Here is a 15,274-nt window from a genome sequence, read left to right on the forward strand (position 1 = left end):
TCGGGCCCCCGCACGGTCACGCGGCGGGGCCGAAGCGGCGTCGGTACGCGGACGGCGTGAGGCCGGTGTGCTTGCGCAGCCGTGCCCGCAGGTTGGCCGCCGTGCCGAAGCCGCTGGCCGCCGCGACCCGGTCCAGGCGGACCTCGCCGCGTTCGATCAGCCTGCACGCCAGCGAGATCCGCTCGGTCGTCAGCCAGGCCAGCGGGGTGGTGCCCAGCTCCGCCTGGAACCTCCGGTGCAGCGTCGCCTGGCTCGCCGCGGCCTTGGCGGCGAGGTCGGCGACGGTCAGGGGCTGGTCCAGGCGCGCCCGCGCCCAGTCGAGCACCGCGCCCAGCGACGAGTCCGGCACCGCGGGCAGCGGCCGTTCGACGAACTGCCGCTGGCCGCCGTCGCGGTGACCGCTGAACACCAGCCGCCTGCTCACCGCGTTGGCCACCTCGGCGCCGTGGTCGCGCAGGACCAGGTGCAGCCCGAGGTCCAGCGCCGCCGCGCTGCCCGCCGCCGTCAGCACCGAGCCGTCCTCCACGAACAGCACGTCCGGTTCCAGCGCGACCAGCGGGAACCGCCGCCCGAACTCGGCGGCCCACCGCCAGTGCGTGGTCGCCCGCCGCCCGTCCAGCACCCCAGCCTCGGCCAGCGTGAACGCGCCCGTGCAGAAGCTCACCAGGCGCGCTCCCCGGTCGGCGGCCCGGCGAACGGCGTCCAGCACGCGCGGGCTCGCGGGCACCTCCGGGTCGGGGCGGTTGGGCACGATCACCGTGTCGGCGGTGTCGACGGCCTCCAGCCCGGCCACCCCGGACAGCGTGAACATCCCCAGGTGCATCGACACGGCGGGCACGGCCGCGCAGAGGGCGAACGAGTACCAGGGGATCCCCAGCTCGGGCCGTCGCAGCCCGAACAGTTCGGTGGCCACCCCCAGCTCGAACGGGTTCGACCCGTCGTCGACGATCACGACCACCCGGTGCGAGGATTCTTGCGGCATGTGCGATTCCTAGCACTCACGGTCGCCGTGCACCAGCCGCCACGATTACCGCATGACCACCCAGCCGATCGACATCAACACCGCACTGGACGGCTTCGACGCCATCTGGAGCCCGAGGATCATCACGAACGTCAACGACTACGACATCCGGATCGCCAAGGTGAAGGGCGACCACGTCTGGCACGTCCACGAGTCCACCGACGAGTTCTTCCTGGTCCTGGACGGCGAACTCGACATCGCCCTGCGCGAGCCGGACGGGGAGCGGGTCGTCACCCTCCGCAAGGACTCCGTGTTCGTGGTTCCCAGGGGCACCTTCCACAAGCCGTCCTCGCACGCGGGGGCGCACATCATGGTGGTGGAGCCGATCGGCACCCTCTCGGTGGGGGACCGGCACGAGGAGGTCCCGTCCTACGTGGACGTCACGACGGGCCACCGGGTCTAGGGGCGCACCGCGCACAACCGGTCCAGTGCCGCCCGGCTGCCGTCGTCGGCCGGGCGGAAGACCACCAGTCGCTGGTCCGGGTCCTGGAGCGGCACGAGCACCTCGAACCGCACCGCGATCTCGCCGACGCCGGGGTGCCGCAGCACCTTGAGCCCGCGGCCGTTGACCTCGATGTCCCGCTCGGCCCACAGCCGGGCGAAGTCCTCGTCGCGGGTGAGGAACTCGGCGATGAGGTCGGTCAGCGCCGAGTCCTCCGGGTGCGCGGCCCACGCGGCGCGCAGGTGGGCGATCCCCTCCCGCACGACCCGTTCCCGGTCGACGTAGTACTCGCGCACCTGGGGGTGCGCGAGGCACAGCCACATCGCGTTGCGCCGCGCCGGGGGAAGGGTGCCGAAGTCCACCAGGAGCCGCGTCATCTCGTGGTTCCAGGCCAGGATGTCGAAGCGCTGGTTCATCAGCATGGCGGGCAGCGGCGACAGGTCGTCGACCAGTTCGGCCAGCGGCGCCGCGGCGGTGGTGGCGGGCTCGTCGGCGCCGCGGGGACGTTGTCCGGTCAGGTTGAAGAGGTAGGCGCGTTCGACCGGGGGCAGGCGCAGCGCACCGGCCAGCGCCTCCACCACGTCCGCCGAGGGCCGCAGCCCGCGACCCTGCTCCAGGCGCACGACGTAGTCGACGCTGATCCCGGCCAGCTCGGCGACCTCCTCGCGGCGCAGGCCGGGGGTCCGGCGGGCCTGCCTGCGCGACGGCAGGCCGAGGTCGTGCGGGTCCAGCCGTTCACGCCTGGTCCGCAGGAACGCGGCCAGCTCCTGCGTCGTGTCCACGGTGCGGGTCGTCATGCCCGGTGCAACAGCCGGGGTAGGACTGGCGTTCCCAGGAAGCTCCTTCCCTTATCCGGGGCCCGCGACGGTCGCAGACTCGTCCTCCGCAAGGAACCACGAGTACAGGAGGACACGATGTCGCTCACCCTCGACACCTACCGGCTGCTGGGCCGGTCGGGTCTGCGGGTCTCCCCGCTGGCGCTGGGCACGGCGACCTTCGGCACCGAGTGGGGCTGGGGAGCTGAGGAGCACGAGGCGCGCAAGCTGTTCGACACCTACGTCGAGCGTGGCGGCAACTTCGTCGACACCGCGGACACCTACACCGACGGCAGCGCCGAGCGCCTGCTCGGCGAGTTCACCCGCGACCACCGCGAGGGCTTGGTGCTGGCGACGAAGTACACGACGCTGCGCAGGCCCGGCGACCCGAACTCCGGGGGCAGCGGCCGGAAGAACCTCTTCGCGTCGGTGGAGGGCAGCCTGCGGCGGCTGCGCACGGACTACCTCGACCTGCTGTACCTGCACGTGTGGGACTTCACGACGCCGGTCGAGGAGATCCTGCGCGGTGTGGACGACCTGGTCCGGCAGGGCAAGGTCCTGTACGTCGCGATGTCCAACGTCCCGGCCTGGGAGGTCTCGCGCATGCAGGCCGTCGCCGACCTGCGGGGCTGGGCACCGCTGATCGCGCTCCAGGTCGAGTACAACCTCGTCAACCGGGCGGCGGAACGCGACCTGATCCCCATGGCGCGGGCGATGGGGCTGGGCGTCGTCCCGTACTCGCCGCTGGCGGGCGGCGTGCTCACCGGCAAGTACGGCCGCGCCGACCTCACCGATCCGGGCGCGGCTCCCGGCGACAGCACCAGGAAGAGCTTCAACGCCACCCTGGGCCTGGTCACCGAGCGCAACCTGGGCATCGCCGACGTCGTGCGGGAGGTCGCCGCGGAGCTGGACCGCACCCCCGCCCAGGTCGGCCTGGCCTGGACCCTGCGCAACCCCGGCGTGGTGGCCCCGGTCATCGGCGCCCGCACCCCGGCGCAGTTGGAGGACAACCTGGGGGCACTGGAGGTCGACCTCACCGCACCCCACCTGGCCCGCCTCGACCAGGCGAGCGCGATCGAGCTCGGCTACCCGCACGACCTGCTGTCCGGAGACCACATCCGCAAGGTGACCGCGGGCGACCTCAAGATCGAACTCCGCCGCTGACACCCCGAACGGTCGGGCCGGGGTGGCAACCGCCGCCCCGGCCCGACCGGCGTTCATCCCGTGCGGGGTTCGTACCGGACCACGGACTGCGTGGCCCGCACGATCTTCCGCAGGTCACCGTCGACGCACCCGGCCGCCCGCGCCTGCACCAGCACGTTGCCCAGCGCGGACGCCTCCACCGGCCCGGCCTCCACCGGCAGTCCGCACGCGTCGGCGGTGAGCTGGCACAGCACGGTGTTCAACGCTCCGCCGCCGACGACGTGCACCACGTCCACGCGGCGACCGGACAGCCGCGCCGCGTCGGCGACCGCGTCCCGGTGCGCCAGCGCGAGGCTGTCCAGCACGCACCGGACGACCGCCGCCCTGGACCGCGGCACCACCTGACCGGTCTCCGCACACGCCGCCGCGATCCGCCCCGGCATGTCACCGGGGGCGAGGAACCGGGAGTCGGTCGCGTCCACCACGGCCGCCGCGGGCAGCGCCGCGGCCTCCTCCAGCAGCGCGGCCTGGTCGGTGGTGCCCCACTCCCGGTGGCACTCCTGGAGCAGCCACAGCCCCATCACGTTCCGCAGGTACCGGATCGTGCCGTCCACACCGGACTCGTTGGTGAAGTTCGCCGCCCGGCTCTCCTCGGTGAGCACCGGCGAGTCCAGCTCCACACCGACCAACGACCAGGTGCCGCAGGAGATGTAGGCGAAGTTCGCGTCACGGGCGGGCACGGCGACGACGGCGGACGCGGTGTCGTGCGATCCGACCGCGTACACCGGAACCCGTTGCGCCAGGCCGATCTCGGGCAGCACGTCCCCGATCACGGCGCCGGGTTCGCGCAGGGGCGCGAACAGGCCGGTGTCCACGCCCAGCGCGTCGGCGACCTCGGCCGACCACGCGCGGGTGCGCGGATCGAGCAGGGCGGTGGTGGACGCGTTGGTGATCTCGGTGCCCGCGCGGCCGGTGAGCCAGTAGCCGATCAGGTCCGGGATCAGCAGCGCCCCGGTGGCCAGGTCGGCCATCCGGTCGGCGACGAGCTGGAACGCGGTGTTGAACGGCTGGAACTGGATCCCGGTGGCCGCGTAGTGCCGCTCGGGGGCGAGCGCGGTGAGCGCCTGGCGGACGGCGGGCGCCGTGCGCTCGTCGCGGTAGTGCACGGGGTTCCCGAGCAGGGCCCCGTCCTCGTCGAGCAGCCCGTAGTCCACGGCCCACGAGTCGACGCCGATCCCGTCCAGCGGGCCCGCCTTCAGCAGCCCGTCGACGACCTCCCGGTAGAGCCCGAGCACGTCCCAGTGCAGCGTGCCGCCGACCTTCACCGGCCGGTTCGGGAACCGGTGCACCTCGCTCAGCACCACCGAGCCGTCCTCGACCTCGCCGACGATCACCCGGCCGCTGCCCGCGCCCAGGTCGACCGCCGCGAACCGCTTCATCGCAGGAACGCCGCGGCGACGCCCGCGTCCACCGGCACGTGCAGGCCGGTGGTGTGGCTCAGCGTCGTCAGCGCGAACACGGCGTGCGCCACGTGCTCCGGCAGCACCTCCCGCTTGAGCAGGGTGCGCTGCGCGTAGAACGCGCCCAGCTCCTCCTCCGGCACGCCGTAGACCTCGGCGCGCTGCGCCCCCCAGCCGCCCGCGAAGATCCCCGACCCGCGCACCACGCCGTCCGGGTTGACCCCGTTGACCTTGATGCCGTGCTCGCCGAGTTCGGCGGCCAGCAGCCGCACCTGGTGCGCCTGGTCGGCCTTCGCCGCGCTGTAGGCGATGTTGGCGGGCCCGGCGAACACGGCGTTCTTGCTGGCGATGTAGACGATGTCGCCGCCGAACCCCTGGTCGATCATCACCCGCGCCGCGTGCTTGGCGACCAGGAACGAGCCGCGGGCCATGACGTCGTGCTGCTTGTCCCAGTCCTCGACGGTGGTGTCCAGCAGCGGCTTGGAGATGGACAGGCCCGCGTTGTTCACCACCAGGTCGACCCCGCCGTAGGCGAGCACGGCCTCGTCGAGCGCGGCGGCGATCTGCGCCTCGTCGGTGACGTCCGCCGTCACGGCGACCGCCTTCAGCTCACCGGCGACCGCCGTCGCGGCGGCGGTGTCGCGGTCGGCGACGACCACGCACGCGCCCTCGGCCCGGAGCCGGGTGGCGATGGCCTTGCCGATGCCCGACCCGGCCCCGGTGACGAACGCGACCCGCCCGGTCAGCGGCGCGGGCTTGGGACGGCGGGCCAGCTTCGCCTCCTCCAGGGCCCAGTACTCGATGCGGAACTTCTCCACCTCGTCGATCGGCGCGTACGTCGACACCGACTCGGCGCCGCGCATGACCTCGATGGCGTTGAGGTAGAACTCGCCCGCCACGCGCGCCGTCTGGGCGTCCGCGCCGTAGGAGAACATGCCGACGCCGGGCACCAGCACGATCGCCGGGTCGGCGCCGCGCATCGCGGGGGAGTCCGGGAGCGCGTGCCGCTCGTAGTAGGCGCGGTAGTCCTCCCGGTACGCCTCGTGCAGCTCGCGCAGCCGGGCCTTCACCTCGTCCAGCGGCGCGGACGGCGGCAGGTCCAGCACCAGCGGTCGGACCTTCGTGCGGAGGAAGTGGTCCGGGCACGACGTGCCGAGCGCGGCCAGCCGCGGGTGTTCCGCGCGGGCCAGGAAGTCCAGCACGGGCGCGGTGTCGGTGAAGTGGCCGATCCGCCGGTCGTCGGTCGACGCCAGCCCGCGCAGCAGCGGGGCCAGCGCGGCGGCGCGCGCCCGGCGTTCGGCGTCGGGAAGCGCTCCGTAGCCGGGGAGTTCCGGCCCGAACGGCTCGTCGCGGCCGTGCTCGGCGAGGAACGCGGCGGCACCCCGGATGATCTCCAGCGACCGGGCCTCCGCCTCCTCGGACGTGTCGCCCCACGCGGTGATGCCGTGACCGCCCAGCACGCAGCCGATGGCCTCCGGGTGCTCGGCCTTGATCCGGGCGATGTCCAGCCCGAGCTGGAACCCCGGCCTGCGCCACGGCACCCACACGACCCGGCCGCCGAAGCAGCGCCCGGTCAGCTCCTCGCCGTCCACGGCCGTCGCCAGCGCGATCCCGGAGTCCGGGTGCAGGTGGTCGACGTGCGCCGCGTCCACGAGCGCGTGCATCGCGGTGTCGATCGACGGCGCCGCCCCACCCCGCCCGTGCAGGCAGTGGTCGAACGCCGCCACCATCTCGTCCTCGTGCTCGACGCCCTGGTAGACGTCCACCAGACCGCGCACCCGGTCCAGCCGCAGCACGGCCAGCCCGGACTCGGTCAGCGTGCCGAGGTCGCCGCCGGACCCCTTGACCCACAGCAGGTCCACCGGCTTCCCGGTCACCGGGTCGGTGTCCGAGCCCTTGGCGGAGGTGTTGCCGCCCGCGTAGTTCGTGTTCGCCGGGTCGGAACCCAGCCGGTTCGACCTGTCCAGCAGATCCCGCACCGCGCTCACGCGCCCCACCCCGCCTGTTCGCCGCCGACGCGCTCGCGCGCGATCCTGTCCTGGTACCCGGAACGCCGGTAGGCGCCGACGGGGTCGGGGTCGAGCCCCTGCTCGACGCGCAACTCGGCCACCAGCGGCCGCACGTCGGTGTTGTAGGCGTCCATCAGGACGTCGTTGGCCGCGATCACGTCACCGTCGCGCTGCGCGGTCCTCAACGCCTCGCGATCGACCAGCAGCGCCTTCGCAGTCGCCTCCTGCACGTTGCAGACCGACCGGATCTGGCCGGGGATCTTCTGCTCGACGTTGTGGCACTGGTCGAGCATGAACGCGACCCCGGTGGCCGGGTCGAGGCCGCCGCCGCGGTCGACCTCGCACATGATCCGGAACAACTGGAACGGGTCCGCCGCGCCGACCATCAGGTCGTCGTCGGCGTAGAAGCGGGAGTTGAAGTCGAACGCGCCGAGCTTCCCGGCGCGCAGCAGGAACGCCACGATGAACTCGATGTTCGTGCCGGGCGCGTGGTGGCCGGTGTCGACGCAGACCTTCGCCCGCTCGCCCAGCTCCAGGCAGTGCGCGAACGACGTGCCCCAGTCCGGGACGTCCATCGTGTAGAAGGCGGGCTCGAAGAGCTTGTACTCCAGCAGGAGCCGCTGGTCGCCGGACAGCCGCTCGTACACCGCAGCCAGCGCCTCGGCCAGCCGGTCCTGCCGGTCGCGGATGTCGTCCTGGCCGGGGTAGTTGGTGCCGTCGGAGAACCACAGCTTCAGGTCGCGCGACCCGGTCTCGTCCATGACGTCCACGCACTCCAGCAGGTGCGCGAGCGCCTTGCGCCGGACCGCCGGGTCGGGGTTGGTGACGCTGCCGAGCTTGTAGTCGTCGTCCTGGAACACGTTGGCGTTGACGGTGCCGAGCCGGACGCCCGCGGCCTCGGCGTACCGGGCCAGGTCGGCGTAGTCGTCGACGCGGTCCCACGGGATGTGCAGCGCGATGGACGGCGCCGAGCCGGTGAGGGAGTGCACGACGGCGGCGTCGTCGATCTTCTCGCGGACCGTGCGGGGGACCCCTGCCTGCGCGAACACCTTGAAGCGCGTGCCGGAGTTCCCGTAGGCCCACGAGGGGGTCTCGATCCGCAGCGTTCGCAGGCCCGCCCGCGCGGTGTCGCCACGCGGATCCGGCGCGAGTGCCGTCATCGTGTTCTCCAACCGCCGATTGAAACGTTTCATCCGATGGTATTGTTCGTCGTGGCGCGGAGCAAGGGGTCGGGTGACATGGTCGGCATCAAGGACGTCGCCCGGCGAGCCGGGGTATCGATCGGCACGGTCTCCAACGTCGTCAACCGGCCGCACGTCGTGTCGGCGGTGACGAGGTCCCGCGTGAACGCGGTGATCGAGGAACTCGGCTACGTGCGCGACGAGTCGGCCCGCCAGCTCCGCGCGGGCAGCAGCCGCACCCTCGCCCTGCTGGTCCTGGACCTCGGCAACCCGTTCTTCGTGGACGTCGCGCGCGGCGCGGAGGAGGCGGCGCACGACGCGGGCCTCAACATGATCACCTGCAACAGCGCCCAGCGCGTCGACCGGGAGTCCTCCTACCTGGCCATGCTCGCCGAGCAGCGGGTGCGCGGCGTGCTGCTCAGCCCCGTCGGCCCGCAGGACGAGAGCCTCGAGGCGTTCGGCCGCAGCGGGATCCCGTACGTGCTGGTCGACCGCAAGGCGACCACGGGGGAGTGCTGCTCGGTGTCGGTCGACGACGTGCTCGGCGGCGCGCTCGCCGCCCGCCACCTGGCCGAGCAGGGGCACACCGAGATCGCGTTCGTCAACGGCCCGTCCGTGCTCGTGCAGTGCCGCGAGCGCGAGGAGGGCGTGCGCAAGGCGCTGGCCGAGGTGCCGGGGCACCACCTGTCCGTGCTGGAGGTGGCCGCGCTGGACGTGGCGTCCGGCCGGGACGCCGGGGCGCGCATCCTGGGCATCAGCCCGCGACCGACGGCGGTGTTCTGCGCGAACGACCTGCTCGCGCTCGGCGTGCTCCAGGCCATGGTCGGCGCGGGCGTCCGGGTGCCGGAGGACCTGGCGATCGTCGGGTACGACGACATCGAGTTCGCCTCGGCCGCAGCCGTCCCGCTCACCTCCGTCCGGCAGCCCGCCGCCCGCATCGGCGAGACGGCCGCGCGGCTGCTGATCGAGGAGACGTCCGGCGAGGGCGAGCACGAGCACCGCACGGTCGTGTTCTCGCCCGAACTGGTGGTCCGCGACTCGACCCGCACCAGGCGCCGCTGACACGATCGGGGTGATCATCGCCGCACGTCAGGCGTGCGGGCGGTCGATGGGTGACGCTGTCGGCATGACCGGATCGCTTGGCGTGGCACTGGAAGAACTCGACCTCCCCTCCGCGGACCTCGGTGTCCACACCGGACTGGCCGGGTTCGGCGACGCGTGGCTCACCGGCCGCTCGGAAGGGCGGCTCCGCTACGCGGAGGAGGGCGGGTTCCTGTTCGTCAGCGCGGTCGTCCCGCCGTCGGTGCGGTACGCGGAAGCCGTGCGGGCGCTGTACGCGGAGCTGTTCGCGCTGACCAAGCGGGTCGGGTACCCGACGATCTGCCGCCTGTGGCACTACATCGGCCGCATCAACGGCACCACCGCGGACGGCCTGGAGACCTACCGAGACTTCTGCGTCGGCCGCGCGCTGGCGTTCGAGGAGGTCGGGGCGACCATGCCCGCCGCGAGCGCCGTCGGCTCCGCGCACGAGGGCGTCAGCGTGTGCCTGCTCGCCACCCGCGCGGGCGCGCTGACCGCGATCGAGAACCCCCTCCAGGTGCCCGCCTACCGCTACCCCGGCCAGCACGGGCCGAAGTCGCCGTCGTTCTCCCGCGCCACCTACCTGCGCCAGGACGCGGGCGGCACCCTCTTCCTGTCCGGTACCGCCAGCATCCTCGGCCACGAGACCGCGCACCCCGGCGACCTGGCCGGGCAGCTCGCGACGACGTTCGGCAACGTCGAGGCCGTCGTCCACGAGCGCAACCTCGCCAGGCACGGCGTCGACGCGGGCTTCGGCCTGGCCGACTTCGACCGCGTGACGGCGTACGTCCGGCACGCCGACGACCTGGCCGCCGTGGAGGCGTCCTGCCGGGCCGCGTTCGGCGCGGGCACGGCGGTCCGGCTGCTCAGGGCGGACCTGTGCCGGTCGGACCTGCTGGTGGAGGTCGAGGGCGTGATCACCTGACCGGTGGGCCGTACCGGGCGCAGGCGCCGACGGTGTCCGCGCCGTAGCGCTCGACGTCCGCCTCGACGTCGAGGTCGCCCTTGTGCGCCAGTACCTCGTCGTCGACCAGGTGCGCGGGCACCAGCCAGCACACCTCGAACTCCAGCCCGTCCGGGTCCTTGCCGTAGAGCCCCTTCGTCGCACCGTGGTCGCTGGAGCCGACCAGCGCGCCCGCCGCCACCAGCCGGTCCCGGCAGTCGCGCAGGTCCGCGAGCGTCGGCACCTCCCACGCCAGGTGGTACAGCCCGACCTGCCCGTTCCCCGCGGTGCTCGGCGCGGGATCGGTGGTCTGGAACAGCCCGAGGTCGTGGTCGTTCGCCGACTCGGGGGCCTGGAGGAACGCGGACCGCGGTGTGCGGTGCACGACCCGGAAGCCCAGCACGTCCACGTAGAACGCGCTGCTCACCTCGGCGTCCCGCACCCACAGGACGGCGTGGTTCAAGCCGCGGATCGGCACGGGTGTCCTCCTCAACTCGGTCGGGGCAGGGCGAAGTCCGCCCCACCCCGCCGCCACCATCGCGCGTACACCTCGGACGTGGCAACCAGGCAGAGGTACCGCTGCTCGACCGTGGCGCACAGCTCGTCGACCATGGACGCGATGGGGGAGTCCGTGCGCCAGGCCAGCACCAGTTCGCGGTAGAGCGGGTTGCCCTCCAGGGTGAGGGTCGCCAGGCCGTCGCGGGCGGTGCCGATGGGGTAGAGCACGCACACGGCGCGAGCGGCGGCCGTGAGCGAGAACGCCACGTGCGCCTCGGTGGTGAGGTGCGCGATGTCCTGCGCGAACCCGGCCGCCGCGCAGGTCCGCGCGAAGTACTCGTTCATCCCGCTGTCGTCCGGGTCGGGCATGACCCACTTCTCGTCGGCCAGTTCGGCCAGCGGCACGTCCTCGCGCCCGGCCAGCGCGTGACCGGCGGAGACACCGACGAACAGGGGTTCGGTGAGCAGCAGCCGCTGCTCGACCCCCGCGGGCGGCGCCACCGGGAAACCGGGGAACCGCCGCAGCACGGCCACGTCCAGCTCGCCGGAGCCCAGCAGCGCCGTCAGCGTCCCGGTCTCGCGGACCGTGCGGCTGGTGACCTCCTGGCCGGGGTGGGCGTCGGCGAGCGCGTCCACGAGCAGGCTGAAGTGCTGCGCGGGAATCCCGCCGACCTTGAACGGCGTCCCGGACTCGCGCCGGGCGTTGAGCCGCGCCGTCCGCTCCAGGTCGGTCACCAGGTCCAGCACCTTCTTCGCGTCGCGGACGAACTCCGTGCCCGTGTGCGTGGCCAGGACACCGTCGGTGGACCGCAGGAACAGCGCTCCGCCGAGGTGCTGCTCGATCCTCTTGAGCTGCGTGGTCACGGCGGGCTGGGTCAGGTGCAACTGTGCCGCGGCTCTGCGCAGGCTCCCCGATTCGGCGATGGCGACGACGAGTTCGAGGTGCCGGACTTCGAGGCGCATGAGCCGATCCTACGGTCGGTGAACAACCGCTGAACGGGAAGGGTTATCGCCCATTGCTATAGCGCCATTCCCGTGATCATTTCAGCGTTTTCCCAGGTGGAAGCCTCGACCCTGACTTTCGGCGGGTTGTCGGCGGAAGAGGCGCCGGCTATGTTTTCGCCACCGATCCCGGACGGTCCACCGGGAATTCCCGATGAGCGGATTACCCCACCATGCCCGAAGTGCTGGAACTGTGCGACGACCTCCCGAGGGTCGCCGAGGAGCGGTCCGTGCTGTTCTCGGAAACGGCCTTGGAGACCTTCCTGTCGGCGGCGGCGAAGGAGTACGCGTCCATCACGCCGAACGAGCCGAGATCCTGCTTCGGCGTCCTGCTGGGCACCGGCGCGGAAGGCGCGTTCCTGGTGGACCGGATCGAGTTCGGCCGCAACGCCCGCACCACCTCGCCCGCCGCCAGGCAGGAGTTCGAGACCACCATCGTCCCGCGCTTCGGCGCCGCCTACGAGAACCCCGTGCGCGCCTGGTGGCTGGACCCGGCCGACCTGCTCCGGATCTCCCGCCTCGCCGACCTGGTCGGCCTGGACATCCTCGGCTCCATCCACCTGCACCCGGACTGGCACCGGCTGGGCCCGGAGTCCGAGCGCGGCCGCCCGCTGAGCGACCGCCCGTCCGCGATGGACGAGTACGTGTTCCGCGGCTGCGGCTGGCCCATCAACGTCGTCTGCTACCTGGAGCGCAGGCACGGCTCGCTGTACTACTCGGTGGCCGCCTGGGACGGCGACTGCCGACCGCTCCCGCTGCGCGTCCGCGCGTCCGTTCCGGGGAGCCGCGGTGAGTGACGACGACCTGGTCCGCGGCCTCTGGTCCACGATGGCCGAGGGCTGGGCCGCGGGCGACGCCGCGCGGTTCGCGGCGGTCTTCGGCCCCGACGTCGACTTCGTGACCGTGCGCGGCGAGGACCTGCGGGGCCGGGCCGCCGTCGAAGAGGTGCACGCGCGCCTGTTCGCGTCGGCCTTCCGCGACACCAGGCTGGTGCCCAACTTCCTGCTCGTGCGCCCGTTGGCCGACGGCGTCCACCTGGTGCACGTGACCACCGGCATCGTCCCGCTCGGCGTCCTCACCCACGCCCAGGCGGTGGTGACCCGCCGCGACGGCGGGTGGGAGATCACCGCCTTCCACAACATGATCCCGAACGCGCCGAGAGGAACCACCCCATGACCAGGCCCCGACTGCGCCACCTCGCCTTCGTCGTCCAGGACGCGAAGCGGATGGCCGACTTCTACCGCGACCGCCTCGGGATGGAGGAGTTCCACCAGGACCCGGACGGCAGCCGCTTCCTCACCGACGGGTACATCAACCTGGCGCTCATCCAGCAGCGGCTCGACGGCGACGTGGCCACCGGCTTCAACCACTTCGGCTTCGTCGTGGAGGACGTCGACGTCGCGGCGGACCACCTGGCCGACGCGGGCGTGCCCCGGCCGGTCGCCCGCGCCACCGACCGGCCGTTCGCGGAGTACCGGGCCATCGACCCGGAGGGCAACTGGTTCGACCTGTCCGCCCACGGCTTCCTGCCGCCCGGAGTGGGGGAGTGAGCGCCGCGGCGTGACCCTTGGTGATCGAATCCCCGAGAAGCCTCACGCGCTGTTCAACGGAACTCCCGCCGGGTAGACCGGCCATATCACGCCTCATGGGGAATGCGAAATGTCGGGAAATGCCCGGCTATCGCACAGCGCTTCCGCTACGTACGGCCGACACCGATGGTTCATCCCGATTCGATATTCGCCGAAACTCGCGTAATCCCAGGTCAGGGCTCTTTTGTTAACGGGACTTCACCAGAATTAACCTGTTAACGAGTTTTCCGCCCGACGGTGGTTAACGAGGGGTTGCCGGTAGCCCTCCACCCCCGCTATCGTCCCCTCCGGTCCATTGTCGAGGTTGATCACGAGAGCGAACAACGAGTCGGACCCCCGACCGACTCGCCGGGTTCCCCCGCCCGGTCCTGACACGGACTCCCCGAGTACGGAAGGCCAGGTCTTGTCCCACCTCCGCTCCTCCGGCGGCCAGGCAGACGTCGGCGCGGCACCCCGAGCCGCGGCGAAGCACCGACTGCCCCCGCCTCCGTCGTCCCTGCGCGGTCGGATCGTCATCGCCGCGGTCGCCATCGGCGCTTTCGGCGCCGCTGCCGGGGGACAGACACTCCAGGCGGTCGACGGCGCGAGCACCGACGAAGTGACCCCGCTCGCGAACTCGACCAAGGCCTCCGACAACGCCGCGGCCTTCGGCGTCGGGGGCTCCGCCCCGGCGGCCCCGCAGATCCTCCAGGTCGCGCGGCAGGTCGACCCCTCCGCCGAGGCGGGCAAGCTCGTCAAGAGCCAGCGCATCACCGAGCAGCGCGAGGCGGAGGAGGCCGAGGCCCGCCGCCCCAAGCGCGTCGCGCCGACGCGCGGCAGCTTCACCTCCGGGTTCGGCTACCGCGACGGCGCCATGCACTACGGCCTCGACATCGCCGCGCCGATCGGCACCCCGATCTACGCCGCCGCCGACGGCGTCGTGATCGAGGCGGGCCCCGCCAGCGGGTTCGGGCTCTGGGTGAAGGTCGAGCACGCCGACGGCACCGTCACGGTGTACGGTCACATGTACCGCTTCAACGTCCGCAAGGGCCAGCAGGTCCTGGCGGGTGAGCAGATCGCCGAGGTCGGCAACAACGGCGTCTCGTTCGGCGCGCACCTGCACTTCGAGGTGTGGAACGCCGCGGGCGTGAAGACCAACCCGCTGCCCTGGCTCAACGAGGCGGGCATCACCGTCTAGGACTCCGCGCACGACTCACCCGCACGGTCGCCTCGACGTGCGGGTGAGTCGTTTTCGGCGCACGGTCGGCGCGCCGGGTGCATCGCCCGTTCCGTGCTCTGACCTGCTCGTTCGCCTGCGGGACCCGTGCCGCTCGCGCAGTGGTCGTCGGCGTTCGCGGTGTCCGGCGGACGAGATCATCGGGACAGGCAACCCCGCTGGCACCTCGGAACGTCATAGGGGAAACACCCTTCCGAGACCCGCGGAGGCCCCCTTGCCGACCACCGTGTGCCGCGCCTGCGGCGGAGCGAGCAGTCCGCTCCGCTGGGCCTGCCCGTGCTGCGTCCTCGCGACCGGTGAGCGGCTCGACGCGATCCGCGAGCACGCCGTCGCGGTCTGCGCGGCCGGGCCGGTGGACGGGCCCGCTCGCCCCGGCCGCGTCGACGCGGTCCGCGGTGACGGGCTGCCCGTCCGGGTGGACGACGCGGCGCTGGGCGACGGCGATCCGGCCGTGGTGGTGCTGTCTGTGCTGGACGTGCTGCACCGGATCGCGCGGTACGTGCGGCGGCACCGCGGCGAGCCCGCCGCGTTCCGCTGCACGATCACCAGCGAGGTCGCCTACCTGAAGGCGAACGCCGAGTGGTGCGCGCACCAGTTGTGGGGGCACGACTTCGTGGAGGCGGTGCACGACCTGCACTCCCGCACCGCGGAACGGGCGGGCACGCTGGTGCGCTGACGGCTCGCACGGACGGCCGGTCGTGTCACCCGTCGGGACCAGCGCGGAGCGGGTGGCAGCCGCGAAAGCGACTGTGGGTGACGTGCGGGGTCACCTCCAAGGCGCTAGGTCGCTCGCGTCAACCTCCCTATCATGTGAGCTTGCGCACAGTCGGCGTGCAAATGAGACGCGGGAGGTCCACGTGGCTGCGACGGTCGGC

16 protein-coding genes are annotated in these 15,274 nt (G+C 72.4%); 9 read left to right on the top strand and 7 right to left on the bottom strand.

Going from position 1 to position 15,274, the window contains the following annotated elements; genetic code table 11:
- Positions 1-16: 16 nt before the first annotated feature.
- Entirely contained in the window at positions 17-982 is a 966-nt protein-coding gene (locus NZH93_RS21900) for a helix-turn-helix domain-containing protein (protein WP_259625021.1), read from the bottom strand.
- 52 nt (positions 983-1,034) lie between these two features.
- Between NZH93_RS21900 and NZH93_RS21905 the strand changes: the two genes are divergently transcribed.
- On the top strand, positions 1,035-1,424 hold the full coding sequence (locus NZH93_RS21905; protein WP_259625022.1) for a cupin domain-containing protein: 390 nt from the start codon (positions 1,035-1,037) through the stop codon (positions 1,422-1,424).
- Here the strand turns inward: NZH93_RS21905 and NZH93_RS21910 are convergent.
- Positions 1,421-2,260, bottom strand: a complete 840-nt coding sequence (locus NZH93_RS21910) for a helix-turn-helix domain-containing protein (protein ID WP_259625023.1) — start codon at positions 2,258-2,260, stop codon at positions 1,421-1,423. The two genes, NZH93_RS21905 and NZH93_RS21910, sit on opposite strands and share 4 nt — an antisense overlap.
- Positions 2,261-2,377: 117 nt before the next feature.
- On the opposite strand from NZH93_RS21910, the gene NZH93_RS21915 reads away from it, so the two are divergent.
- Positions 2,378-3,442 (top strand): aldo/keto reductase, encoded by a 1,065-nt coding sequence (locus NZH93_RS21915; protein WP_259625024.1) that lies wholly within the window; start codon positions 2,378-2,380, stop codon positions 3,440-3,442.
- Between the two features lie 53 nt (positions 3,443-3,495).
- On the opposite strand, the gene NZH93_RS21920 is transcribed toward NZH93_RS21915, so the two are convergent.
- Genes NZH93_RS21920 through rhaI form a run of 3 tightly spaced genes read right to left on the bottom strand, consistent with a single transcriptional unit; the run spans position 3,496 to position 8,050 of the window.
- Positions 3,496-4,860, bottom strand: coding sequence for a rhamnulokinase (locus NZH93_RS21920; RefSeq protein WP_259625025.1), 1,365 nt, complete (start codon positions 4,858-4,860; stop codon positions 3,496-3,498).
- Positions 4,857-6,869, bottom strand: coding sequence for a bifunctional aldolase/short-chain dehydrogenase (locus NZH93_RS21925; protein WP_259625026.1), 2,013 nt, complete (start codon positions 6,867-6,869; stop codon positions 4,857-4,859). The genes NZH93_RS21920 and NZH93_RS21925 overlap by 4 nt, the downstream gene beginning before the upstream one ends.
- Positions 6,866-8,050: an L-rhamnose isomerase gene (gene rhaI / locus NZH93_RS21930; RefSeq protein WP_259625027.1), complete on the bottom strand. Its 1,185-nt coding sequence runs from the start codon at positions 8,048-8,050 to the stop codon at positions 6,866-6,868. The genes NZH93_RS21925 and rhaI overlap by 4 nt, the downstream gene beginning before the upstream one ends.
- Positions 8,051-8,128: 78 nt before the next feature.
- Here rhaI and NZH93_RS21935 point away from each other — a divergent pair, with 78 nt between their 5' ends.
- Together NZH93_RS21935 and NZH93_RS21940 are read left to right on the top strand one after the other, a co-directional pair.
- Positions 8,129-9,133 carry a LacI family DNA-binding transcriptional regulator gene (locus NZH93_RS21935; protein ID WP_259625174.1) on the top strand — a complete coding sequence of 335 codons (1,005 nt, stop codon included), beginning with the start codon at positions 8,129-8,131 and terminating at the stop codon, positions 9,131-9,133.
- A gap of 64 nt (positions 9,134-9,197) precedes the next feature.
- Complete coding sequence (locus NZH93_RS21940; protein ID WP_259625028.1) at positions 9,198-10,076, top strand: FkbO/Hyg5 family chorismatase; 879 nt, start codon at positions 9,198-9,200, stop codon at positions 10,074-10,076.
- On the opposite strand, the gene NZH93_RS21945 is transcribed toward NZH93_RS21940, so the two are convergent.
- Both NZH93_RS21945 and NZH93_RS21950 read right to left on the bottom strand, forming a co-directional pair.
- Complete coding sequence (locus NZH93_RS21945; RefSeq protein WP_259625029.1) at positions 10,069-10,572, bottom strand: VOC family protein; 504 nt, start codon at positions 10,570-10,572, stop codon at positions 10,069-10,071. The two genes, NZH93_RS21940 and NZH93_RS21945, sit on opposite strands and share 8 nt — an antisense overlap.
- 11 nt (positions 10,573-10,583) lie before the next feature.
- Complete coding sequence (locus tag NZH93_RS21950; protein ID WP_259625030.1) at positions 10,584-11,555, bottom strand: LysR family transcriptional regulator; 972 nt, start codon at positions 11,553-11,555, stop codon at positions 10,584-10,586.
- A gap of 212 nt (positions 11,556-11,767) precedes the next feature.
- Between NZH93_RS21950 and NZH93_RS21955 the strand changes: the two genes are divergently transcribed.
- From NZH93_RS21955 to NZH93_RS21975, 5 genes are all read left to right on the top strand, one after another.
- Complete coding sequence (locus tag NZH93_RS21955; protein WP_259625031.1) at positions 11,768-12,391, top strand: M67 family metallopeptidase; 624 nt, start codon at positions 11,768-11,770, stop codon at positions 12,389-12,391.
- On the top strand, positions 12,384-12,770 hold the full coding sequence (locus NZH93_RS21960; protein ID WP_259625032.1) for an SgcJ/EcaC family oxidoreductase: 387 nt from the start codon (positions 12,384-12,386) through the stop codon (positions 12,768-12,770). The genes NZH93_RS21955 and NZH93_RS21960 overlap by 8 nt, the downstream gene beginning before the upstream one ends.
- A complete protein-coding gene (locus NZH93_RS21965) occupies positions 12,767-13,144 on the top strand; it encodes a VOC family protein (protein WP_259625033.1) in 378 nt (125 codons plus the stop codon). Before NZH93_RS21960 ends, NZH93_RS21965 begins: the two co-directional genes overlap by 4 nt.
- A 442-nt stretch (positions 13,145-13,586) precedes the next feature.
- The gene (locus NZH93_RS21970) at positions 13,587-14,360 is read left to right on the top strand and encodes a M23 family metallopeptidase (RefSeq protein ID WP_259625034.1); all 774 of its coding nucleotides are present in this window, start codon (positions 13,587-13,589) and stop codon (positions 14,358-14,360) included.
- Positions 14,361-14,613: 253 nt separating this feature from the next.
- Positions 14,614-15,075 (top strand): hypothetical protein, encoded by a 462-nt coding sequence (locus tag NZH93_RS21975; RefSeq protein WP_259625035.1) that lies wholly within the window; start codon positions 14,614-14,616, stop codon positions 15,073-15,075.
- Positions 15,076-15,274 lie beyond the last annotated feature (199 nt).

Source organism: Umezawaea endophytica (assembly GCF_025061645.1).
GTDB lineage: Bacteria > Actinomycetota > Actinomycetes > Mycobacteriales > Pseudonocardiaceae > Umezawaea > Umezawaea endophytica.

Excerpts from the sequence above, each read along its gene's own strand:
- NZH93_RS21900 (WP_259625021.1), bottom strand. The coding sequence starts at position 982 with ATGCCGCAAGAATCCTCGCACCGGGTGGTCGTGATCGTCGACGACGGG.
- NZH93_RS21905 (WP_259625022.1), top strand. The coding sequence starts at position 1,035 with ATGACCACCCAGCCGATCGACATCAACACCGCACTGGACGGCTTCGAC.
- NZH93_RS21910 (WP_259625023.1), bottom strand. The coding sequence starts at position 2,260 with ATGACGACCCGCACCGTGGACACGACGCAGGAGCTGGCCGCGTTCCTG.
- NZH93_RS21915 (WP_259625024.1), top strand. The coding sequence starts at position 2,378 with ATGTCGCTCACCCTCGACACCTACCGGCTGCTGGGCCGGTCGGGTCTG.
- NZH93_RS21920 (WP_259625025.1), bottom strand. The coding sequence starts at position 4,860 with ATGAAGCGGTTCGCGGCGGTCGACCTGGGCGCGGGCAGCGGCCGGGTG.
- rhaI (WP_259625027.1), bottom strand. The coding sequence starts at position 8,050 with ATGACGGCACTCGCGCCGGATCCGCGTGGCGACACCGCGCGGGCGGGC.
- NZH93_RS21935 (WP_259625174.1), top strand. The coding sequence starts at position 8,129 with ATGGTCGGCATCAAGGACGTCGCCCGGCGAGCCGGGGTATCGATCGGC.
- NZH93_RS21940 (WP_259625028.1), top strand. The coding sequence starts at position 9,198 with ATGACCGGATCGCTTGGCGTGGCACTGGAAGAACTCGACCTCCCCTCC.
- NZH93_RS21950 (WP_259625030.1), bottom strand. The coding sequence starts at position 11,555 with ATGCGCCTCGAAGTCCGGCACCTCGAACTCGTCGTCGCCATCGCCGAA.
- NZH93_RS21955 (WP_259625031.1), top strand. The coding sequence starts at position 11,768 with ATGCCCGAAGTGCTGGAACTGTGCGACGACCTCCCGAGGGTCGCCGAG.
- NZH93_RS21965 (WP_259625033.1), top strand. The coding sequence starts at position 12,767 with ATGACCAGGCCCCGACTGCGCCACCTCGCCTTCGTCGTCCAGGACGCG.